The following is a 21,326-nucleotide window of genomic DNA, read 5'->3' as shown; positions in this document are numbered from 1 at the left end:
TGCACGACACCGGTGTTCGCGGGTCGAACACGCGCAGACCGCGGTTCAGCCTGCGAACACCGGTGTTTTGCGCACCCACCCCGTCAGCGACGCGTCGCGACCGTGCTCACGCGGAGGTCCTCGAAGGTGCTGGTGAAGCCGGAGCCTCCGAGCGAGATGAGCCCGACGCGGGGGGCACTGCCGAGGTCCGCCGTCCAGGTCCCGCCCCGGACGAAGTGCCGCCCGTCCAGGCTGGTGTACGCCGTGTACCGGTCCTCGCCCCGGACCTCGCGGTGGACGATCCGGAGCGTGGTGGTGTCCCCGACCGGACCGACGACCATGTTCCCGTAGCTCGGCGCCCCGGCCGGTTGCCCGGACACCTGCTTGCCGAACTCGGTCTGGCGCGTGTTGAAGATCGAGTTCGACGTGAGCCGGACGTAGTTGCCGTCGTCACCCCAGACGATCAGGCCGCCCTGCACGTAGTTCAGGCCGTCGCCGGTGGCCGGAGTGTCCACCCCGACCGTGGTCTGGAGCACGTAGTCCCCACGGGGCGCCGGTTCGGACAACACCGATGCGAGCGGCGTCGCCGGCGGGTGGATGTCGGCGTCCTGCGTCTGCCAGCGGAACGTGCCGTCGGCGACGGTCCAGGTGGACGGGTCGGGCGCACGCGTCCACGTGAGCGCGGCGGGCAGCGCCCCGGGCTCCGCCCCCGGCAGCGCGGCACCGTCGAACGAGGTCGACAGGGCGCGGATCGTCCGACCCGGCACGTCGACCGGGGCGGTGGACGCCCGGTAGGTCGGCCGTTGCCCGGGCTGCGCGACCGGCCCCGGCTGCACCGTGTCGGACGGCCCGGCACCACCGCGGACGACCGGCCAGCCGCCCTGCCAGTCGAGGGGGTCGATCAGCGCCGGCCGCTTCGTGTAGGTCGGCTGCCCCGCGTAGTACGGATCGTTGCGGTCGGCCGCGTGGTAGATGATCCAGTCCTGGCCGGCGAAGTCGGTGACCACGGTGTTGTGCCCCGTCCCCACCCAGCGGTTGCCGTTCTGCGCGAGCAGGGGCGTGCCGCCGACCCGGGTGCTCGTGATCGACACACCGTCGCGGTCCGTGAACGGCCCGAGCGGGCTCCGTGACCGGGCGACGAAGACGCCGTAGCCGGTGAGGGCACCGTTGCAGCAGTTCGTGGCGGAGCCCATGAAGTACCACCAGCCGCCGTGCCGCATCAGGTACGCACCCTCGTAGCGGTTGTCGATCGCGATCTGCCGCTCGGTCGACGGGTCGGAGCGCAGGCCGTCCGCGCTGAGCCGTCGGACGTTCACGCCGCCGAAGTAGCTGCCGAAGTACAGGTAGGTCGTGCCGCCGTCCGTGATGACCTCGGGGTCGAACGCCCACCGCGCGCCGTCGCCGTTCGGTGCGGTCTGTGGTGCCACGACCGGGCCGCCGGAGTCCTTCCACGGACCCGTCGGGCTCGAGCTCGTCGCCACCCCGACCGCGGAGCCGCCGCCGCTCGGCCCCGTCGCCGACGGGGTGTCCGACGCCGCGTAGTACAGGTACCAGGTGCCGGCCCGGCCACGGTCCCCGGCGCGGTACACGACGTCCGGCGCCCAGATCCCGTTCGCGTCGCCCACCCAGGAGGGCTTCGTCGGGAACGCGTCGTTCACGTACGTCCAGTGGGTCAGGTCGGTCGACCGGTACGTGGGGACGGCGTGCTGCACGAGTGACCCGTCCGGGTTCTGCTCCGTCGCGGTGAGCGCGTCGGTGGTGCAGTAGAGGTACCAGTTGCGGTCGCGTCCGGCTCCGTGGATCACGGTCGGGTCCGCGCAGCTCGCGGCCGTCTGCCCGTCGGGCAGGCTGAGCGCGACCGGGTTCTGGTGGTTGGGTGCCGTGCGGCCGTGCCGGCTGGCGGCGCTCGACGCCGCGGTCGTGGTGGTGGTCGCCCGGGTGGTCCCGCCCGGCACCGCGGACGCATCCGCTGGTGCAGCCTGGAGGCCCGTGGTCGCGACGCCGAGGAACGTCACGGCGGCGAGGAGTGCGGTGGACGATCGGCGCATGCCTGACCTGCTCTCGTCGTTGAGGGAGGTGCTGCTGGAGGGACTGCGGGTGTCGACGGGCGACGTGCGCGAGCGTACGCTCGGCTCGACGAAGGAGTCATGACATGCCCGCGAGGTTCGTCTACTGGATCAACGTCTCCGTCGACGGGTTCGTCGAACGGGCCCCCGGCGAGCACGACGGCCTGGACGGACCCGACTGGATCCGGATCGACGAACCGCTGCACCGCGAGTTCAACGCCCGCGCCGCCGCGATGACCCTGTCGGTCGAGGGCCGGGTGGTGCGCGACATGATGGACCCGTTCTGGCCCGACGCCCGGCACGACGAGTCGATGCCGCAGTACCTGCGCGAGTACGGCGAGATCTGGACCGCGCAGCCGAAGGTCCTCGTGTCCCGCACCAGGACCACCGCCGACCACGACACCCGGGTCATCGGTGGCGACGGCGACGCGATCACCGAGCTGGCCGCGATCCGTGCCTCCGGCGACGGCGACATCGGAGTGGGCGGACCGAGCATCGCGAGTCAGCTGCTCGATGCCGCGCTGCTCGACGAGGTCATGCTCTTCACACACCCGTCGGTGCTCGGCGCCGGTCGGCCGCTGTTCGATCCGCCGCGCTCGGGGCACCGCCCGCTCGTGCAGCTCGACCTGCTCGAGCAGCAGCGCTACGACAACGGCGTCACCCTGCACCGGTACGACGTCCGGCGGTGCTGAGCGCTCGGTCAGTCCTCGACGGGCTCTGCGCCGATCACGCGGACGTTCCAGGCGCTGTCGCGGTCGCTGTCGAACCCGTTGAAGGAGATGCTGTCGACGTCGGCACGCCAGGTCCGCCGCAGGTCGATGCGTTGCGCTCCGTCGCCGCAGGGCATCGACTCGGCGATGTCGTTCCGCGACGTGCTCCCGGAGACGACCGTGACGGAACCGCTCATGTGCCCGTCACCGAAGCACGAGAACTCGAGGTGGTCGACCGTTTCCGGGTGCGCGAACGTGATCGTGATGCCACGGTCGATCTCGTCGTCGTTCCCCGTCGCGCTCTGCCCGGCGGATTCCGGGGCGTACATCGCACCGAGATCCCGGTCCGAGTCGGTGGCCATCTGGCGCTTCTCCCAGGCGTGCAGCGCAGCCTCGTCGACGGGCGGCGGCCCGGCGCAGCCGGCCAGCAGGAGCACGCCCGCGATCGCGGGCAGGAGCAGGGCGGGGACGGAACGCACGCTGTGAGCCTAGTGACGCGGTGGACCCGCACCGCGGAACGACGGGAGGCGCGGTGCCGGCTGGCACCGCGCCTCCCGGCCGTGGGGTGGTCGCGTCAGACGTCGCGACGGCGCGCGAGTGTCAGGGCGAGGCCACCGATGACCAGGACCTCGGCCGCGAGGACGCCGAAACCGCCCCATCCGTTGAGCACGACCCCGCTGTTGTCGGCCTCGCTCGCGCCGTCGTACGCGTAGGCGTACAGCTGACCGCCGGCCATGTCCGGCAGGAACGCGGCGATGTTCGTCGGCCACTCGACGTTCATCAGCCCGGCCATCAGGCCCAGCACCACCGGCAGGACCAACAGGATGCCGAGCGTGATCGCGATGCCGCCGGCGCTCGAGCGGACGAGCAGACCGATGCCGTAGGCGAGGAGCGCCAGCAGGGTCAGGAAGACCGACGAACCGAGGATCGGCATGAAGACCGACGGGTCACCGATCTCCGGCTCGACACCGTTGCCGGCGAGCAGCGGGAGCGAGATGAGGACGCCGATCCAGGTGGCGACGGCGCTGACCACGAACGTCGTGACGGCGAGGACGGTGGCCTTCGCCAGGATCACGCCGGTGCGACGGGGGTCGGCGGTGAAGGTCGAGCGGACCTGGCCCGTGCCGTACTCACCGGTGATGATGAGGACGCCGAGCACGCCGACGACGAGCGACGAGAGCAGGACGCCGACGGTGTTGGCGTTGACGAACGTGCCGTTGGCGATGTCCGTCGGCAGGTCCTGCCCGCCGCTGTTCGTGTTCGCTCCGACCAGCGCGGCCATGCCGATCGTGACGACGACCAGGATCGCGTAGCACCAGAACGTGGACCGGATGCTGCGCAGCTTGATCCACTCGCTCCGCACCAGGTGCGGGAACGACAGGCGGGTCGAGCCGCTCATCCGGGTCGACGGCGAGGTGGGCGAGGTGGTGGCGCTCATCGGGTGCCCTCCGATCGGTACTCGACGTCGTCGCGGGTGAGGGCCATGTAGGCCTCTTCCAGGCTCGCGCCGGTCGGGGTGAGTTCGTGCAGGGGGACGCCGGCCTGCGCGGCGATGTTGCCGACCGTCGGGGCGTCGGGCCCGACGACGAGGAACGATCCGTCCTCGCGCTGGGTGACCGCGGCGTTCGGGCCGATGGCGGTGAACAGGCCGTTCGGGTCCGGCGTGCGGACGATGACGCGGCTGACGGCGGCATCGGTGCCGGCAGCGGCGCCACCACCGGCGACGAACTCGGCGATCGGGGCGTCGGCGAGGACCTTGCCCCGGCCGAGCACGACCACGCGGTCGGCGGTCTGTGCCATCTCGCTCATCAGGTGGCTGGAGAGGAACACCGTGCGGCCGTCGGCGGCCATGCGGCGGGCGAGCTGACGCACCCAGAGCACGCCGTCGGGGTCGAGGCCGTTGACGGGCTCGTCGAGGATCAGGGTCTTCGGGTCACCGAGCAGTGCGGCAGCGATTCCCAGGCGCTGCCCCATGCCGAGCGAGAACCCGCCGACGCGCTTCTTCGCGACGGAGTCGAGGCCGGTCATGTCGATGACCTCGTGCACGCGGGACTTCGGGATGCCGTGGGTCGCCGCGAGGGAGAGCAGGTGGTTGTAGGCGCTGCGCCCCGAGTGCACGGCCTTCGCCTCGAGCAGGGCGCCGACCTGCCGGAGCGGGTCGCGGAAGCTCGTGTAGGACTGGCCGTTCACGGTGGCGCTGCCCGATGTGGGCCGGTCGAGCCCCATGATCATGCGCATCGTGGTGGACTTCCCGGCGCCGTTGGGCCCGAGGAAGCCGGTCACACTGCCGGGACGCACGACGAAGGAGACGTCGTCCACGGCGGTCTTCGGACCGTACTGTTTGGTGAGATGGCTGACTTCGATCACGGCCTCGACGCTACGGGAGTGCGCGGCGTCGCCGCGTCCGCCGCTGGGGGGAGATGTGTGCTCCCACAGGGTGACGCGGGGGCGGGCGGGGTCGCGCGGGGTGCGGGCGGGGCGCGCGGGTTTTCGCGCTGGGCGACAGTTCACGCGCGCAGCCGGCCGTGAGGTGTCGCTGGACGCGAAGTGATCAGGCGGGGTGGTGCGCCGGGCGCTCGTCGCCAGGGTCGCGAGCGAACGCGAGGCTCTCCTCGATGATCGACAGCACGACCGCGAGTTCCTCGACGTTGCGCGGGCCGTGGACCATGAACTCGGTCCCGTGGTCCTCGTACTGGTGCGGGATCGCCCAGCCGAGCTCGGTCAGTTCGGCTCCCCGTGCGACCGGGAGGCAGAGGTGGACCGAGGTGTCCTCGACGCCGTGCAGGTGCACGGGCTCGAGTCGTCCGTCCGGCGCCAGTGACGTCCACGGGACGACGTGGTCGCGCTGATCGCGCAGGAACAACGCGCGTGACGACGCCGGCGACACCTGGCTGTACCCCTCTTCGACGCCGGGCAGCGCGACGGCGCTCCCGACGAGCGCTCCCCACAGTTCCGGCGTCGCGCGGTCGGTGAGCTGACGCTGGGGACCGGCGTCGGACACGGCGGGCCGTTCGCCGCGGCGGATGGACCTGATCATTGCTCGACGATACAGTCTCGGCCGGGCTGCATCGCTCCTGTTCGCGCCCTCACGAGGACGGGGAAGCGTCCGCGTCGACCTCGTACGCCTCGAACCGGGCATCGGCGAGGATCGCGTCGACGAGCGACCGCGACCCGGCGACGATCGTCGAGTCCCAGTCGATCTCGGTGGCGAGCACCCACTCGTGCCCCTCGGGCCAGAGCATCTGCGGGGTGTGCCCGAAGCCGACGTACGTGCCGACGCGGGCGTCGTCCGTCCAGGACGGGTCGCTGAGCTGCGGCAGGGACATGGAGAGCAGGAAGCACTCGCGGGCCGGCCACAGGAAGCGCGGACCCGCGAGCGACTCCCGGAGCGCAGCCTGCTCCCGCCGGTGCTGCGCCTGCCTCCGGTCGATGTGCGCCTGCATCTCCACGCGCTCGGCCGCCGTCGGCTCGCCGCTCCCCTGCCACCCGAAGCCCAATGTCGACGTCCCGTTCAGGTCGCCCCATCCGTCCCAGATCGCCCCGACCAGGTCGTCCGGGGTCGACGTCGCCTCGGCGAGGAGCTCGGTGAGCGCGGCGAGTTGCCTCGGCTCGTACCAGCCCTCTTCGGGTGGATGGACGACCCAGCCGTCGTCGAAGGGCAGGTCCGACTCGTCGTCCCGACCGCTGAGCGTCTGCCACGACACGAGCGGGTCGATCGTCCGACGGGTGCGCTCGGCGACGTCGGCCCAGCGCCACTCGGCCGACTCGAGGACCGGGTGCTCGTCGTACTCGTCCACGGTCGTCCGGTCCTCGCGATCCGCTCGGAGCGGGTGCAGGATCCGGGCGTAGGCCTCGAACCCGGTGCCCGCGACGCCGCCGAACGAGGCGAACGAGCCGGCCCGGGCCAGCAACCAGTCGCCGCGTGAGGCGTCCTCGATCAGTTCCACGTGTCGAGCCCAGGGTGCCCGTGCGGGTCAGCTCGCCTGCGGGCGGGGCGCGCGGAGGCCGGGGAACTCGTCGTCGCGCCACTCCCCCTCGGCGCGCGTGCCGTTGCTCACCGACTGCTCCTCGCGCTCCCGGAGCTCCACGCGGCGGATCTTGCCCGAGATGGTCTTCGGGAGCTCCGCGAACTCGACGCGGCGGACGCGCGCGTAGGCGGGCAGAGCCGTGCGTGCGTACTCCAGGACCTGCCTGGCGGTCTCGGCCGACGCCTCCCATCCGGTGGCCAACGTGACGTACGCCTTGACGACGTTGAGACGGGCGTCGTCGGGGGCCGGGACGACCGCGCTCTCGGCCACGGCCGGGTGCTCCAGCAGGGCGCTCTCCACCTCGAACGGCGACACCTTGTAGTCCGAGGACTTGAAGACGTCGTCGGTGCGGCCGATGAAGGTCAGCTCACCGTCGGCGTCGCGGACGGCGATGTCGCCGGTGTGGAAGAAGCCGTCGCGCATGGACGAGGCCGTGCGGTCGGGGTCGCCGAGGTACTCGGCCATCAGGTTGACGGGCCGCTCGGTGAGGTCGAGGCAGACCTCACCCTCGTCGCCCGGTTCGCCGGACACGGGGTCGAGCAGCGTCACGGTCACGCCGGGGAGCGGCTTGCCCATCGCGCCGGGCGTCACGGCGGCACCCGGGGCGTTGCCGATGATCGCCGTCGTCTCGGTCTGCCCGTACCCGTCGCGGATGGTGAGGCCCCACGCCGCTTCGACCCGGCCGATGACCTCGGGGTTGAGCGGCTCGCCGGCCGAGATGAGCTCGCGGAGCGCCCGCGGCTTCACGCCGAGGTCGGACTGCAGCATCATCCGCCACGCGGTCGGCGGCGCGCAGAACGTGTTGACCTCGGCCCGCTCGAGCTGCGCGAGGAGCGCAGCGGGGTCGAAGCGCGCCGTGTTGTGGATGAACACGGTGGCCTCGGCGATCCACGGCGCGAAGAAGCAGCTCCAGGCGTGCTTGCCCCACCCGGGCGAGCTGATCGTCAGGTGCACGTCACCGGGCCGGACGCCGAGCCAGTACATCGTGCTGAGGTGCCCGACCGGGTACGACGTCTGGGTGTGCACGACCATCTTCGGCTTCGACGTCGTGCCGGACGTGAAGTAGACCAGGCACGGGTCGGTCGTGCGGGTGACGACGTGGGGACGGACCTCGTCGGCAGGAGCGGGCTCGCCCAGGTCGCTCGGGTACTCCGTCCACCTGTCAGCGGGACCGCCGATCACGATGCGCGTGAAGGACCCGCGGACGTCGTCGTACTTGTGCGTCTCGCTCCGGTTCGTGACGACGTGCGCCACGGAGCCCCGGTCGACGCGGTCCTGCAGGTCCGCGGTGTCGAGCATGGTCGACGTCGGCAGGATGACCGCACCGAGCTTGATCACGGCGAGCATCGTCTCCCAGAGCTCGAGCTGGTTGCCGAGCATGACGAGGACGTGGTCGCCCTGCTGCACGCCGAAGCTGTGCAGGCGCGCGGCGAGCCGATCGGATCGTGCGGCCATCTCGGCGTAGCTGAGCCGCTGCTCACGACCGTCCTCCTCGACGATCCAAAGCGCAGTGCGGCTGTTGTCGGTCGCGATGACGTCGAACCAGTCGGTCGCCCAGTTGAACGTGTCGCCGACGTCCGGCCAGCGGAACCCGGCGTGTGCCGCTTCGGGAGAGTCCGCGGCGAGGAGCTGGTCGCGGGCGGCACGGTACGCGGCGGTCGGGTTCACATCAGGCACGGACCGATCATGCCGCATCCATCTCAGAGCCGATCGATCAGGCGAGTTCCCGGAGCCAGCGGTCGAGCCAGGGAATAATGCGCGAGAGGTCGTCCGCGTCGATCGCGTCACTCGCGGCCGCACGTGCCGCCGGACCCGCGTTGAGCGCCAACGCACTGGGGAGCGCCTGGAAGAGCGGGATGTCCGAGCGGCTGTCGCCGATGGCGCAGCAGTGTTCGATCGGCACACTGAGGTCGCGAGCGAGCGCGAGCGCCCGGTCCCGTTTGTCGAACTCGTCGAAGTGCTCGGCGACGGTGCCGTCGTGGATGCCGCGGTGCTCCCCCACGCGGGGCCCGCCGTTCGGGACGAACCCGAACCGCCGCGCGAGGGAACGGGTCACGGGCTGCCACGCGAGCGACGCCAGTACGGGTTCGACGCCGTGGGCGCGGCACCACGCGACGACGGTCTCGGTTCCGTGCAACACCGGGAGGTCGTCGAGCCACCGGTCGATCGTCGCCGTGGTCGTCCCACGCCACGCCAGCGCGTCGACCTCGCTCACCTGTTGATTGGTGAGGGCGCCGGCGGCGTAGCGGGCTTCGGCCTCGTCGAGCGCGTCCTGGTGTCCGAACCGAGCGGCCAGGAAGCTGCTGCTGGAACCGGGGCCGACGAGGGTTCCGTCGATGTCGAAGAACACGATGCCGACGGTCATGCCCGGCCGCTCCCCCGCACGACCGCACCGAGCACCCGGATCGTCTCGTCGGTGTCGACGTGCAGGTGCGCCCCGATGCCGAGCGCACGTGCGGCCTCGATGTTCTCGGGCACGTCGTCCACGAAGAACACCTCGTCCGGATCCGCCCCGAGGCGCTCGAGGGTGATGCGGAACGCCCCTGGTTCGGGCTTGTTCACGCCGATCTCGTGGGAGTAGCAGATCGGGTCGAACACCGCCGAGAACCGGAAGCGCCGCTCCTCTTCCTCTCGAGCGCCGTCGCCCGAGTTCGACAGGATCGCCAGGCCGATCGTGCCGCGGAGTCCGGCGAGGAAGTCGTACAACGGCTGGTTCAGGGTTCCGCAGTACGCATCCCAGAAGTCGGCCCGCATCACGGCGAGCTGATCGGCCCCGAGTTCGAGCGCTGTCCCGATCGCACCCCAGTAGCGGTCGACGACGCCGGTCTGACGGGAGGCGTCGGGCAGGTCGGCCGCGACGAGGCGAGCGGAGAAGTCGTCCGTCGTCATCCCGAGACGCTCGGCCCACCGCGCCCGGAAGCGTCCGGGCCAGACGGCGTCGTCGACGAGCTCGAGGACGCCGCCCACGTCGGACAGCAGCCACCGCACGACGGGCCCGGCAGCCCCGGCCGTCCCGCCGCTCACAGCGATCCCCGCAGCTGCCGGATCATCTCGATCTCGAGTTCGCTCGGATCGAGGACGTACGCCTCGGTCGCCCCCGTCGGCTCGTAGCCACGTCGAGCGTAGAAGGCCTGTGCACGGGTGTTCCCCTCGTGCACGTGCAGCCGCAGTGCCGATCCGTGTGCAGCCGCCCACACCTCGATCTCGTCGAGCAGCGCATCGGCGATACCGGCGGGACGACCACGGTGCGACGGTGCGACGTAGACGCCGACGAGGAGCGGCCCGACCCGGGGGCCGGGCACGAACACCCCCATCGTCCCGACCCACTGGCCGTCGGCGTCGATGGCGGCGAGGGTGGTCCCGCCGACGTCGTGCTCACGGCGGCCGCGTCGGCGCCAGTCACGCTCCTGCATGCGCTCCGCGTCGGCGAGTCGCTCCCCGTACGCCTTCGGGGTGTCCCGGAGCATCTCGAGCCGCAGTGCCCGCACGGACTCCCAGTCGTCCTCCGTGGTCGGTCGGATCGTCGTTCCCCGCATGCCCCGAGCCTAGGGGCGACAGGCCCGGAGAAGTCGTTCCAATCCGACTGGCGGACGACGCCGAATCACCTGCAACGACCGGGAAACACCCGGAGCGCTCACCAGCCGCACATCGCTGGTTCTCCACCCCACCAAGGGTGTGTTCGGCGCGCACACAGCAGCCGCGCCGAGCGCGACAACAGCAAAGGACTGATCACGATGCGTAAGAGCCTCAAGACCTCCATCACCCTCGCCACGACCGGCGCCCTCGTCCTCGGCGGTGCCGCGTTCGGGATCTCCTCCGCCCAGGCCGCGACCCCGAACGTGCACACGGTGTCCTCGTCGTCCGAGTCGAAGATCCCCGCACCCGTCGCCTCGGTCCCCGAGGTCCTCGGTGGCTCCACCGCCGTGAAGCTCGACTCCGGCTTCACCGACGCCCTCACCGCCCTGAAGCTCACCCCCGGCGTCTCGGGCGATGCGACCCTGGCTGACGGGTCGGTGTCGTTCCCGATCACCGCCGGGTCGGTCACCTACTGGTCCCCCGACGGCAACTACCGCCCGTACGTGCAGGGCCTGCTGAACCACGACGACTCGGGTCTGACCCTGAAGGCCGGCGACACCACCGTCACGCTGGAGAACTTCGTCGTGAACCCGGGCTCGTCCAAGCTCTACGGCGACGTCCTCGTCAACGGCAAGGTCGCCGCGGCCAACGCGTTCCTGTTCGAGCTGCACGGCGGCTCCCTCAAGCCCCTCCAGCTCGAGGGCGACAACGCCATCCTCACCGGCACCACCGTCCACATCAGCGAAGACGCCGCCGGCCTGCTGAACAAGACCTTCGGCACCGACGCCGTCAAGCGCGGCCTGCTCGTCGGCACCGCCACCATCACCGCGCAGATCAAGTAACACCCCGCACCACCACAGTCGGCCCGGACCACGCACCAGCGCGGTCCGGGCCGACGTTTTTGCGTCGGCTGCGGTGGACGTGAGGAACGACGGACTGGAGGCGCGGTGCCAGACCGCACCGCGCCTCCAGTCCGTCTCGTCGGCGCTTCCACAGCCCCACCGCGTGCGGTGGCGACCGCTGCTAGGGTCGTTGCAGGCCACGGGAGGGGTCACCGATGGGGGATCTGCAGGTCGACGAGACGACGCTCGATGCGCTGACGAACGCCTTGACGCCGGTACCGCAGGCGGTCCGGCTCGACCGGGCCTTCAGCGATCCGCGAGAGGACGCACTCGGGTCGGCCGAGGTCGCAGACGCACTGGGGACGGCCGGCACCGCCATCACCGACCGTGCCGAAGTGCTCGCGCAGTCCCTCAGCGCCATCGGGCAGTACCCGCGCGACGTGGCAACGAAGATCTCCGCGGTCGAGGACGACCTCGCGGGCCGGTCTGGCGGTCGCTGATGTCCTGGACGACCACCGACCCCGGAGCTGGCGACACCGCCGCCCTCGCGACGCTGGCGACTGCGCGACGCACGAAGGCTGATGACCTGCAGGACGTCGAGCGGACCCTGCGTGACATCGCGAGCGACGGCCAGAGCGCCGACTGGAAGGGACGCGCGAAGGAACCGTTCCTGTCGAACATCGGCGATTTCAGCGCGGACACGATGATGCTCCGGGCTGCGCTCGTCGAGCAGGCGTCCGCTCTGGAGCGGTACGCGATGGACCTCGAGGCGGTGCAGCAGGAGCAACAGCGGCTCGAGACCGCCCGGGCTTCGGCCGCAACGGCTCTCGCGTCCGCCCAGACTGCGTCCGAAACGGCTCGCGACGCAGCACGCTCGGCTGCGAAGGACGCCACCACGACCCCCGAGGCGGGCGCTGGACTGCAGTCCACCGCGAACCGGGCCGACGACCAGCTGTCCCACGCAGTCGCGACGACCCGGTCCCTCGACATGGAGTGGGACGCCCTCGTCGAGCAGCGTCGTGCGGCCGACCGGCGGTGCATCGACGCGCTCTCGGCCCGTCAGGCGAACGGACTTCCCCAGAAGCTGAGTGGGTCCGACATCGCGAGTGCGACCCCGTTGACGCTGCTCGCCCTGCTCCAGAGCATGAGCGCTGACGAAGCAGCAGCGTTCCTGAAGGCCCACCCCGAAGTCGTCGAGACCATCCAGCAGGCCGACCCCGGCGCGGCGCGTGCGTGGTGGCAGTCGCTCGGGAACGGCGACGACGGAACCCTGTCCCCCGAGCAGCAGGCACTCATCGCAGCAGTGCCGTCGGTGCTCGGCGGACTGAACGGCCTCCCGCCCGCGGCGCGCGTCGCGGCGAACAAGAACCTCGCGGGGAACCGCCTCTCGGCCGTGCAGTCTCGGCTCCAGGCGCTCCGACTGGCTCTCGCCTGGTCCGAGGCGCTCTCCGGTCGGACCGACAAGTCGACCAAGGACGAGATCGACCGGCTGGCGCTCGAGGAGAAGTACCTGCTCCGGGTCACGGCCGAGCCGCCGAAGACCCAGCTGTACCTGTACGACCCGGAGGACCATCGGATCATCGAGATGATCGGCACGCCGTCGCCGGACACGGAGCACGTGATCACGTACGTGCCGGGGACCTTCAGCAACGTCGAGTCCTTCTACAACGGCAGCGTGCAACAGGTGCCCGAATACCTCCAGGGGTACTCCCCCGACGACACGGTCGTCTTCGTCGCGAAGGACGGCGTCTTCCCTGGCGAGGAGACAGCCGGCGCCGCTGGGGTCGCGGAAGCCAACGACCCCGACTTCGCTCTCGCTCCCGCAGAACGACTCCGGCAGTTGTCGGCAGGGCTCGACGTGGACCCCAACCTGACGGACGCGCAGACGACGGCGATCGGGCACAGCTGGGGCCTGGCGAACATCACGACCTCGGAGACCCTCGGTGCACAGTACGACCAGGTCGCGTCGCTTTCCGGAGCCGGTATGCCGGAGACGTGGCAGCCCAACCGACAGACCACCTACACGGACTACTCCTACGTCGACATCCTGCAGGTCGGGCAAGCGACGGGCGGGGTGTGGGACGGGAACAATCCTCGCCGGAACCCGGCGTTCGGCCACGGCGAGTACTACGGGCCGCCGCCCGAGGACGTGAACCCGTACGATTTCGGGTACCTCATGGACCAGCACAACAAGGTTGCTCGGATCGAAGGAAACCAGGACGTCCTCGACGACCTCGTGGAGGAGATCTTCCCGTGACAAAACACCCGGCCATCTCATCCGCCATCGGGGCGATCATCGCCCTCGCACTGACCGCATGCACCGGAGGGCAACCCATGCCGGCATCACCGACGACATCATCGGGTTCCGATCAAGCGGAGACCCGCGCTGCTGCCGAGGAGCGCACGGGTGCCGTGCAACGAAAGATCGCCGACACGTTCAACGCCGAGAAGCTTTCGTCTGAGATGACTCGGAAGTGGGTGCTGCTCGCATGTTCTGACTCAGAGGTGCAGTCTGCCGGCGGCATCACCCTGCGGCTGACGAAGTCAGAAGCAGTGGATCCCGCGTACGGCAAGATCCGGTCCGAGTTCTCAACGGACCCCTCGTTCACTGTCGAGACAGACCGGACCGGCAAGGGCCTCGAACGGCTCGCGCTCAGCCGCGGCACCGGCGAGCGATACCTGGTCACTGTCGACAACGAGTCGCTGACCGTCCGGATCGCCTCGTTCTCGCCCTGCTATCGGGGTTCCTTGTCCGACCGTTGAGCACACCGATGCGCTGGAGGACCGTGGTGCCGGGACCGCAGGTCTCGACGAGGCCTGCGGTGATCCGGGCAAGTGAACGCCCAGCGCGTTCCGGGCGTGAGCAACACCTCACGGGGTCCGAGGGGCGTGAGCTGTCGTTGGTCGCTGAACCACGGCCCAAGACCATGGACGAGACGGACAAGGTCGCACGCATCGAGGGCAATCGTGCCGCCCTCGACCAACTCGCCGAGGAGATCTTCGAGTGACCACCCGCTCCGCTTGGTTCGTCGCGGGTCTCGTGACGACGTTCGCACTGTCCATCACTGCCTGCGCTGGAGGACCATCGGGCAAGGAACAACACGAGCCGGGCGCACGCGCCTCGGTGTCCCGGACAACTGCTGAACGTCGCACGACGGGGGTCCAGGACCGGCTGATCGGTGCGATCCCGGACGACGCGGTCGCCAGCAGCCGCACGATCGACTGGACGCTGCTGGCCTGCTCGGACACCGCTGTCTCGGCAGCGGGCGGCGCCGCCATCACCCTGGCGCGCCCAGTTGACGTCGATGAGACCTACGACGCGATCACCGCCGCTGTCCGGGACGACGGGTACACGGCCGCCACTGACACGACCGGCAGGGGCGCGAAGCGACTGACGCTCACCGGGACGAACGACGACCAGTACCTCATCACGATCTACAACGACGCCAAGAAGGTCCGGTTGTCGTCGTTCTCGCAGTGTTTCCCGGGTTCGTTGCACGACGACTGAGTGAACGCCCGCCTCGTTTCGGGCTGAGCGACACCTTGCGTGGTTCACCGGGCGTGGGCTGTCGTTCGGCGCGAGATCACGGCCCGAGCTCGTGGTGCGCAGGGCCGGAGCCCCTGCCGAGACTCGGTTCCGCGGACACGTTGCGGATGCCGGGACCCGCTAGCTGTCCGGCAGGGCGAGACTCCGTCGACCGCGGCCACTCCCGCAGCGACGAGCAACGCCCCGACCGGAACGGTCGGGGCGTTGCTCGTGGTGGTGCCGATCAGTGGATGATCGAGATGTTGTCCGCCTGCGGGCCCTTCTTGCCTGGTCCGATCTCGTACTGGACGTGGTCGTCCTGGGCGAGCGGCCGGGAGCCGGTCGCCGCGACGATGCTGGAGAAGTGTGCGAACAGGTCTTGGGACCCGTCGTCGGGGTGGATGAAGCCGTACCCCTTGCTGTGGTCGAACCACTTGACGGTGCCCGTCGGCATGGCGGTCAGCATGGCGTCAGTGGATGCGCAGCTGCGCGACCATCGGGCACGCGAAGGGGTCGCGGGCGGCGAGGCCGACGCGGTTGAGGTACCGGACGACGATGCCGTAGGAACGCAGCAGCGTGGTCTCGGTGTAGGGCACGTCGAGGGTGTCGCAGTGGTCACGGACGAGCAGGCGGGCCTGCTTCAGCGCCGGCCGCGGCATCGACGGGAACAGGTGGTGCTCGACCTGGTAGTTCAGCCCACCCATCAGGAACGACACCCACCAGCCGCCACGGATGTTGCGCGAGGTGCGCACCTGACGGGAGAAGAAGTCGACCTTGGCGTCGTGCGCGATGGTCGGCATGCCCTTGTGGTTCGGGGCGAACGAGGCGCCCATCATCACGCCGAACACGGCCAGCTGCACGCCGAGGAACGCACACGCCATCCCGAACGGCAGGAACCAGAACACAACCGTCAGGTAGATCGCGAAACGCGCCACCAGCAGGGCGCCCTCGATGAGGCGGTGCTTCTTGTCGGCCTTGGTGCCGTTGCCGGTGACGATCGACATCACTGCGTAGCGGTGCAGGTTCAGGCCCTCGAGCGTGAGGAGGGGGAAGAAGAGCCACCCCTGGAAGCGCATGAAGGTCTTCATCGCGCCGCCCTTGACGGCGGCGGCGTCCTCCGGCAGGAACCGGATGCCGTCGGGGGCGATGTCGGGGTCCTTGCCGACGGTGTTGGGGTTGCCGTGGTGGCGCGTGTGCTTGTTCATCCACCACGAGTAGCTGAGGCCCACAAGGAACGTGCCGAGCCAGCGGCCCGCGCGGTCGTTCCACTTCTGGGACTCGAACACCTGGCGGTGGGCGGCTTCGTGCGACAGGAACGCGAACTGTGTGAACAGCACGCCCAGCGCGCCGGCCACGATGAGCTGGAACCACGAGTCGCCGAGGAACGCGAACGCGACCCAGGCGAGGGCGAGGCTGCCGACGAGTGCGCCGAACAGTGCCCAGTAGAAACCGGTACGACGGCGCAGGAGGCCGTTCTCCTTCACCTGCGCCAGGAGCGCGGAGTAGGTCGAGGTGCCCTTGCGGGCCCCCGTAGCGGGACGAGTGCGGGTGTAACCCGGAGCGAGCGGAGTGGTGGTCATGTGGACCGCCTTCCGGTACGGATCGGTCCTTCAACCGGTTCGAGGGAGTTCACGCGATTGCGCTTGCGGCGACCCTAGGGGCCGAACTTGCGTGTTCACCGTGGTGTCCGGAACACGTTGCGCGGTGCACGAACTCAGCCGGCGTGACGCTCCGGACCGTCTGCGCACCGGCCGGACGATGCACGCAAAGTCTGCCCCGGATACTCCCCGAACCGGCGGAAGTACGTGCCCGAGAACCGCCCCAGGTGCCGGAAGCCCCAGGCCATCGCGGCCTCGCTGACGCTGGTCTCGTGCCGGCTGCCGGACTCCAGCGCGGCGTGCACCCGGTCGAGCCGCATCCGCAGCAGGAACGTCATCGGCGAGACACCGTGCTCCCGCATGAACGCCGTCTGCAGGGTCCGCGGACTCACGCCCACGGCGTCGCAGATGTCGGCGAGGCAGAGCACCTGATCGCAGTGTCCGTCGAGGTAGGCCTCGGCCAGCTCGACCGTCGACGGCATCGCCGCACGGCGGAGGACGGCGGCCGTCCGGACGCCGAAGGCTCCGAGCACGGCTTCGACCAGCGCGACCTGCGCGGCGTTCCGGGTGCCCGAGGTGAACCCGTCGCGCGTCGCCGTGACCGCCACCTGCTCGACGCACCGGCGCAGGTGTTCGAGCGCCGCGACGGCGGGCTCGGCTCCCAGGGCCGGCAGCGCCGGCGCTGCGGCTCCCAGCGACGAGCACACCTGGTCGAGGAGCGCCCGGTCGATGCTCACGAGCTGCACCGTGCCCTTCGGGGCGCGCACCGAGAACTCCCCGGACGTCGGCATCAGGACGGGCGTGCCCGGGCGGGTCTCGAGGACGACGCCGTCCTCGACGGCGATGTGGACACCGCCGGTGCTCGACCACCCGACGACGATGCGGTCGACGGGCTCGAAGACCCCGGAGAAGCCGGAGGTCGTCGACGCTGTGACGAGGCTCACGCAACCGTCGCGGCGGGTCCGGTAGCGGAACCGGAACGGCAGCCGGAAGGCGTCGTCGTCGACGTCGAAGCGCACGTCACGACCGTGCCCGGCCTGGGCGAGCACGCGTGCGGCGAAGGTCCGGTCGGTACCGGATCGTTCGGTGCGGCGTCGCTGCGCGTCGATCCTCGCGGTGACGGTCCGGGCGGCGTCGGTCCCGTGAACCGCGGTCAGCACGGTGCCTCGTCGACGTGCTGTCCGCAGCGGCGCTCGAACCAGGCACGGGCATCCTGCATGCTCGCGCGCCGGTCCTGCTCGTGCAGCGCCGCCATGAGCGTGCAGTCGAAACCCTCCACCGTGCGCTCGATGAAGCCGAGGAGCATGTCCGGGTCCCCCCAGGCGGCCGCAGCGTCGACGACCCGCCAGCAGCCGGAGTCGACCGGCTGGACGCGGATGTCCGTCGGGTCCGTCGCGGCGAGCGCACGGATCCGGTCTGTGTGGACGACCTGCTGCCAGACGGCCGAGTCGGTCACCGTGCTCGAGGTTCCCTGTGCGTGTCCCATCGCGCCTCCCTGTCGGTTCGATGTGGCGCATCGCTTCGACCGCGATGCACGAGACACTTTCAGTATCGACAGGACGATTCCAGTCATGTCAGGGGTTGACTTCGTACCGCGCAAGGTGGACCCTCCGCGGCCTCGATCGGAGCCCTGGGAGCGCGCCGTCGGCGGGTCCCGTACGGTCGGCACATGAGCGACGGGAGCAGCGCGACCCAGGACGGCCCGCCCCGACTCTCGCGTGCGGTCCGGGATGCGATGCGGTTCGTCCACGAGCGGGCGGCGACGCACATCACCGTCGCCGACGTCGCCGCGGCCGTGCAGCTGTCGCCGCGGAGCCTGCAGAAGCGGTTCCAGGCCGAGATCGGGCAGTCCCCGGGAACCTTCCTGCGCGCCGTGCGCCTCGAGGGGGTCCGTCGCGACCTGCAGGCAGCGTCCGGTGCGCCGGACCGCCGGACCATCGCGGAGATCGCCGAGCGCTGGCAGTTCAGCAACGCGGGCCGGATGGCTGCGGCGTTCCGCGCGGCGTACGGCATCGCACCGTCGTCGGCGCTGCGGTCCTTCGTGCCCGAGGACGACGAGGACGGCGCACCGAGCCTGTCGGACCGGAGCCAGCGACGCTTCCGCCTGGTGCTCGACTGCGAGGTCGATGTCGACGACGCGAAGGCGGTGCTCGCCGGTGCCCTGCAACGCGCGGGGGCCGGTCCGTGGCGCGATTACCGACCGGATGGGGGCAGCGAGGACCTGATGGCGTTCCTGCTCGGCAACGCGGTGCGGACGGCGGTGCGTGAGACCCCGGGTGTGAGCCTCGTCGCGCTCGATGCGATGCTCCGGGTGCAGGACGAGCAGGGGTCGTACCCGCCCGCAGAGCTGCCGGCCTGGCGCGCCGGCCCACCGCCGAACCTGCCTGCGCCGTCCGGATCGTCCGACACCGACCAGCGCGTAGGATCGAGAGACGGCAGGGAAGGCGCCCATGGATGACGCATTCGAGCGTGCACTCCGTGCGCTCCGGTCGGCAGAGATCGCCGACGACGAACTCAGTCGGCCGTTCGCGCTCGCACTGCCGATGGGCGGTGTCTCGATCTCGACCTTCGGTGAGCTGTGCCCGAGCGAGACCGTTTCCGCGACCGACGAGGTCGCCACCCGGATCGACGAGATCCAGCTCGACCTGTCCGAGGGACCGTGCTGGACCGCGCTCGCGACCGATGCCCCTGTGCTGGAGACGGATCTCGTGCAGCGTCCGAACGCCGCGTGGCCCGCCTTCAACGATGCCGTCCGGAGCGAACCCGTCGGCGCGGTCTTCGCGTTCCCGGTCGCCTTCGGGCCGTTCCCGCTCGGCGCGATCGACGTGTACGTGACGGAGCCCGCGACGATCGAGGACGACACCGTGCGGCAGGCGATGACCCTCGCCTCGGCCGTCAGCCGCCGGGTCCTGCGCCGGGCACTCCGCTCCATCGCGGACGAGGACGACGCCCTGCTCGATCGGAGCCCGTCGTCGCGGCGCGTGGTGCACCAGGCCACCGGGGTCGTGCTCGCGCAGCTCGACATCAGCCCCGAGGACGCCTACCTGCTGCTGCAGGGCCACGCATTCGCCCGTCGGACGACGATGCGGCGCGTGGCGGAGGAGATCCTCGACGGCACGGTCCGGTTCGAGAAGCGAGGCGACCTGATCGAGGAGGTCCAGTGACGACGGCAGGCCGAGAAGCCCGGATCCTCGAGACGTTCACGTCGCTCACCGACACACTGGTGGACGCCTACGACGTCGTGGAACTGCTGCAGACCCTGGTCGAGACGTGCGCCGACGTGCTCGGCATCGACGCCGCGGGCATCCTGCTTGCGAACGACGACCAGGAGCTCGAGGTCGTGGCCTCCACCTCCGAGGCGACCCGGCTCGTCGAGGTGCTGCAACTCGATGCCGAGGCCGGCCCCTGCATGACCTCGTTCGCGACCGGACGGGTCGTGACGTGCCCGGACATCGAGATGGCTCCGGCGGAGTGGGCGATGTTCCGCACGGGAGCACTCGAACTCGGGTTCCGGTCGGTGCACGCCGTCCCGCTCCGGCTGGGGAGCAACGTCATCGGCACGCTCAACCTGTTCGGTGCCGGCGTCGGTGCCCTCGCGGAGTCGGACCTGCGCGTCGCCCGGGCACTGGCCGACGTGGCGACGATCGGCATCCTGCACGAACGATCCCTGCGCGAGCACGAGGTCGTCCGCGCGCAGCTGCAGCGGACCATCGGATCACGCGAGGTCATCGAGCAGGCCAAGGGCGTCGTGTCGTACCTGCGCGGCGTCTCGATCGAGGACGCCTTCGCGGTGATCCGCGGGTACGCGCTCGAGCACCACGAGCCGCTCTCCGAGGTCGCCCGCGCGATCGTGCAGCGCCGACTCGTCCCCTGACGACCACGAGCGAGCACGGCCCGGCCGGTCCGACGCGTCCAGCGAGTCCCGCCCGCTACGGTGAGCGGATGGGCAAGGTCACGCTGCAGGACGTCGCCGCGCACGCCGGCGTCTCGATGAAGACCGTGTCCAACGTCGTCCGCGGCTACCAGCACGTCAGCGACCCGATGCGCAGCCGGGTGCAGGCCGCGATCGACGAGCTGGGCTACCGCCCGAACGTCTCGGGCCGGTCCCTGGCGACCGGACGCTCGAACATGCTCGCCTTCGCCTTCCCCGACCTGCGGCGTCCGTACTTCGCCGAACTCGCCCACGTGTTCTCGCGGGTGTGCGCCGACCGCGGCTACCAGCTCCTGCTCGAGGAGACCGGCGGCGACCCCGACGGTGAACGCTCAGCGGTGCGGGGACGTGAGGCCGGTGTGGTCGACGGGGTCGTGATCCACCCGCAGGTGCTCACACCCGAGGCCATCGACCGGATCCGCGGGGACACCGCCGTGGTGTTCCTCGGCGAGGACGTCCGGCCCCCGCACGCCGACCAGGTCGTCATCGACAACGCCGGGGCCGCCACCGAGGCCGTCGCGCACCTCGTCGCACTCGGCTGCCGCCGCATCGGGTTCTTCGGGCACGAAACCGGCCCGTCGTCGCGCACGTCCGGACTGCGTCTGGACGGCTACCGCGCCGGACTCGTCGCCGCGGGCCTGCCGCTCGACGATGCGTTGCTGGTCCCCCGCGAGGTCGGTGACGCCGCCGGTGCCGAGGTCGCCTTCGGCGCTGCGCTCGACGCCGGACTCCGCGTGGACGGTCTGCTCTGCCGCGACGACCTGGCCGCGCTCGGGGCGCTCCGGGCGATGCGCCTGCGCGGCCTGGACGCCCCCGGTGACGTCGCCGTCGTCGGGTGGGATGCGGTCGGACTCGGGTCGAGCCTGGTGCCGAGCCTGACCTCCGTCGCACCCGACACGGTGGCCCTCGCCGACACCGCGCTCGACCTGCTGGTCGAGCGGATGGACGGCTCCGACGTGCCCGGCCGGTTGGTCACGGTCGGCCACCGCCTGCTCGTCGGCGAGAGCGCGCCGTACGCGGACGGCACGTCCGACCGGGCGGCGCACCAGCGCGCGTGAACGGCGGACGGG

The 21,326-nt window shown here is 70.7% G+C and carries 24 protein-coding genes; 10 read left to right on the top strand and 14 right to left on the bottom strand.

What is annotated here, in order from left to right; genetic code table 11:
• Positions 1-83: 83 nt before the first annotated feature.
• Positions 84-2,027: a family 43 glycosylhydrolase gene (locus tag ACZZ9K_RS17035; protein WP_463444673.1), complete on the bottom strand. Its 1,944-nt coding sequence runs from the start codon at positions 2,025-2,027 to the stop codon at positions 84-86.
• Positions 2,028-2,131: 104 nt separating this feature from the next.
• Between ACZZ9K_RS17035 and ACZZ9K_RS17030 the strand changes: the two genes are divergently transcribed.
• The gene (locus ACZZ9K_RS17030; protein ID WP_463444672.1) at positions 2,132-2,737 is read left to right on the top strand and encodes a dihydrofolate reductase family protein; all 606 of its coding nucleotides are present in this window, start codon (positions 2,132-2,134) and stop codon (positions 2,735-2,737) included.
• An 8-nt stretch (positions 2,738-2,745) separates the two neighbouring features.
• Here ACZZ9K_RS17030 and ACZZ9K_RS17025 read toward each other — a convergent pair whose 3' ends face one another.
• The 9 genes from ACZZ9K_RS17025 to ACZZ9K_RS16985 all read right to left on the bottom strand — a co-directional run bounded on the left by ACZZ9K_RS17025 (position 2,746) and on the right by ACZZ9K_RS16985 (position 10,319).
• Positions 2,746-3,234, bottom strand: coding sequence for a hypothetical protein (locus tag ACZZ9K_RS17025; protein ID WP_463444671.1), 489 nt, complete (start codon positions 3,232-3,234; stop codon positions 2,746-2,748).
• A gap of 95 nt (positions 3,235-3,329) precedes the next feature.
• Entirely contained in the window at positions 3,330-4,193 is an 864-nt protein-coding gene (locus ACZZ9K_RS17020; RefSeq protein ID WP_463444670.1) for an ABC transporter permease, read from the bottom strand.
• Positions 4,190-5,122, bottom strand: a complete 933-nt coding sequence (locus ACZZ9K_RS17015) for an ABC transporter ATP-binding protein (protein ID WP_138802976.1) — start codon at positions 5,120-5,122, stop codon at positions 4,190-4,192. The genes ACZZ9K_RS17020 and ACZZ9K_RS17015 overlap by 4 nt, the downstream gene beginning before the upstream one ends.
• 184 nt (positions 5,123-5,306) lie before the next feature.
• On the bottom strand, positions 5,307-5,792 hold the full coding sequence (locus ACZZ9K_RS17010; protein WP_463444669.1) for a luciferase domain-containing protein: 486 nt from the start codon (positions 5,790-5,792) through the stop codon (positions 5,307-5,309).
• Between the two features lie 49 nt (positions 5,793-5,841).
• Positions 5,842-6,702: a hypothetical protein gene (locus ACZZ9K_RS17005; RefSeq protein ID WP_463444668.1), complete on the bottom strand. Its 861-nt coding sequence runs from the start codon at positions 6,700-6,702 to the stop codon at positions 5,842-5,844.
• Positions 6,703-6,729: 27 nt separating this feature from the next.
• Positions 6,730-8,478, bottom strand: a complete 1,749-nt coding sequence (locus tag ACZZ9K_RS17000; RefSeq protein WP_463444667.1) for an AMP-binding protein — start codon at positions 8,476-8,478, stop codon at positions 6,730-6,732.
• A 19-nt stretch (positions 8,479-8,497) separates the two neighbouring features.
• On the bottom strand, positions 8,498-9,148 hold the full coding sequence (locus ACZZ9K_RS16995; RefSeq protein ID WP_463444666.1) for an HAD family hydrolase: 651 nt from the start codon (positions 9,146-9,148) through the stop codon (positions 8,498-8,500).
• Positions 9,145-9,807: an HAD-IA family hydrolase gene (locus tag ACZZ9K_RS16990; RefSeq protein ID WP_463444665.1), complete on the bottom strand. Its 663-nt coding sequence runs from the start codon at positions 9,805-9,807 to the stop codon at positions 9,145-9,147. Before ACZZ9K_RS16990 ends, ACZZ9K_RS16995 begins: the two co-directional genes overlap by 4 nt.
• The gene (locus ACZZ9K_RS16985) at positions 9,804-10,319 is read right to left on the bottom strand and encodes a GNAT family N-acetyltransferase (RefSeq protein WP_463444664.1); all 516 of its coding nucleotides are present in this window, start codon (positions 10,317-10,319) and stop codon (positions 9,804-9,806) included. The genes ACZZ9K_RS16990 and ACZZ9K_RS16985 overlap by 4 nt, the downstream gene beginning before the upstream one ends.
• Before the next feature lie 198 nt (positions 10,320-10,517).
• On the opposite strand from ACZZ9K_RS16985, the gene ACZZ9K_RS16980 reads away from it, so the two are divergent.
• The 5 genes from ACZZ9K_RS16980 (at position 10,518) to ACZZ9K_RS16960 (ending at position 14,709) form a co-directional block, all read left to right on the top strand.
• Positions 10,518-11,201, top strand: coding sequence for a hypothetical protein (locus ACZZ9K_RS16980; protein ID WP_110865654.1), 684 nt, complete (start codon positions 10,518-10,520; stop codon positions 11,199-11,201).
• Between the two features lie 215 nt (positions 11,202-11,416).
• Positions 11,417-11,701, top strand: coding sequence for a hypothetical protein (locus ACZZ9K_RS16975; RefSeq protein ID WP_463444663.1), 285 nt, complete (start codon positions 11,417-11,419; stop codon positions 11,699-11,701).
• Positions 11,701-13,458, top strand: a complete 1,758-nt coding sequence (locus tag ACZZ9K_RS16970) for a hypothetical protein (RefSeq protein ID WP_463444662.1) — start codon at positions 11,701-11,703, stop codon at positions 13,456-13,458. Before ACZZ9K_RS16975 ends, ACZZ9K_RS16970 begins: the two co-directional genes overlap by 1 nt.
• Positions 13,455-13,964, top strand: coding sequence for a hypothetical protein (locus ACZZ9K_RS16965; RefSeq protein ID WP_463444661.1), 510 nt, complete (start codon positions 13,455-13,457; stop codon positions 13,962-13,964). Before ACZZ9K_RS16970 ends, ACZZ9K_RS16965 begins: the two co-directional genes overlap by 4 nt.
• A gap of 241 nt (positions 13,965-14,205) precedes the next feature.
• Positions 14,206-14,709: a hypothetical protein gene (locus ACZZ9K_RS16960; RefSeq protein WP_463444660.1), complete on the top strand. Its 504-nt coding sequence runs from the start codon at positions 14,206-14,208 to the stop codon at positions 14,707-14,709.
• Positions 14,710-14,971: 262 nt separating this feature from the next.
• Here ACZZ9K_RS16960 and ACZZ9K_RS16955 read toward each other — a convergent pair whose 3' ends face one another.
• The 4 genes from ACZZ9K_RS16955 to ACZZ9K_RS16940 form a co-directional block, all read right to left on the bottom strand.
• Positions 14,972-15,193, bottom strand: a complete 222-nt coding sequence (locus tag ACZZ9K_RS16955) for a cold-shock protein (protein ID WP_463444659.1) — start codon at positions 15,191-15,193, stop codon at positions 14,972-14,974.
• A gap of 4 nt (positions 15,194-15,197) precedes the next feature.
• Entirely contained in the window at positions 15,198-16,307 is a 1,110-nt protein-coding gene (locus tag ACZZ9K_RS16950; protein ID WP_111235189.1) for a fatty acid desaturase family protein, read from the bottom strand.
• 134 nt (positions 16,308-16,441) lie between these two features.
• On the bottom strand, positions 16,442-17,485 hold the full coding sequence (locus ACZZ9K_RS16945) for a helix-turn-helix domain-containing protein (protein ID WP_463444658.1): 1,044 nt from the start codon (positions 17,483-17,485) through the stop codon (positions 16,442-16,444).
• Positions 17,479-17,811 (bottom strand): hypothetical protein, encoded by a 333-nt coding sequence (locus ACZZ9K_RS16940; protein ID WP_214520753.1) that lies wholly within the window; start codon positions 17,809-17,811, stop codon positions 17,479-17,481. Before ACZZ9K_RS16940 ends, ACZZ9K_RS16945 begins: the two co-directional genes overlap by 7 nt.
• 183 nt (positions 17,812-17,994) lie before the next feature.
• Here ACZZ9K_RS16940 and ACZZ9K_RS16935 point away from each other — a divergent pair, with 183 nt between their 5' ends.
• The 4 genes from ACZZ9K_RS16935 (at position 17,995) to ACZZ9K_RS16920 (ending at position 21,314) form a co-directional block, all read left to right on the top strand.
• Positions 17,995-18,783 (top strand): helix-turn-helix domain-containing protein, encoded by a 789-nt coding sequence (locus ACZZ9K_RS16935; RefSeq protein WP_463444657.1) that lies wholly within the window; start codon positions 17,995-17,997, stop codon positions 18,781-18,783.
• Positions 18,776-19,489, top strand: coding sequence for a GAF and ANTAR domain-containing protein (locus tag ACZZ9K_RS16930; protein ID WP_463444656.1), 714 nt, complete (start codon positions 18,776-18,778; stop codon positions 19,487-19,489). The genes ACZZ9K_RS16935 and ACZZ9K_RS16930 overlap by 8 nt, the downstream gene beginning before the upstream one ends.
• Entirely contained in the window at positions 19,486-20,199 is a 714-nt protein-coding gene (locus tag ACZZ9K_RS16925; protein WP_463444655.1) for a GAF and ANTAR domain-containing protein, read from the top strand. The genes ACZZ9K_RS16930 and ACZZ9K_RS16925 overlap by 4 nt, the downstream gene beginning before the upstream one ends.
• Positions 20,200-20,267: 68 nt before the next feature.
• Positions 20,268-21,314: a LacI family DNA-binding transcriptional regulator gene (locus ACZZ9K_RS16920; RefSeq protein ID WP_301597920.1), complete on the top strand. Its 1,047-nt coding sequence runs from the start codon at positions 20,268-20,270 to the stop codon at positions 21,312-21,314.
• Positions 21,315-21,326: the final 12 nt, after the last annotated feature.

The organism is Curtobacterium sp. AC268, assembly GCF_979258745.1.
This window is presented reverse-complemented; position numbering and strand designations above follow the sequence as displayed.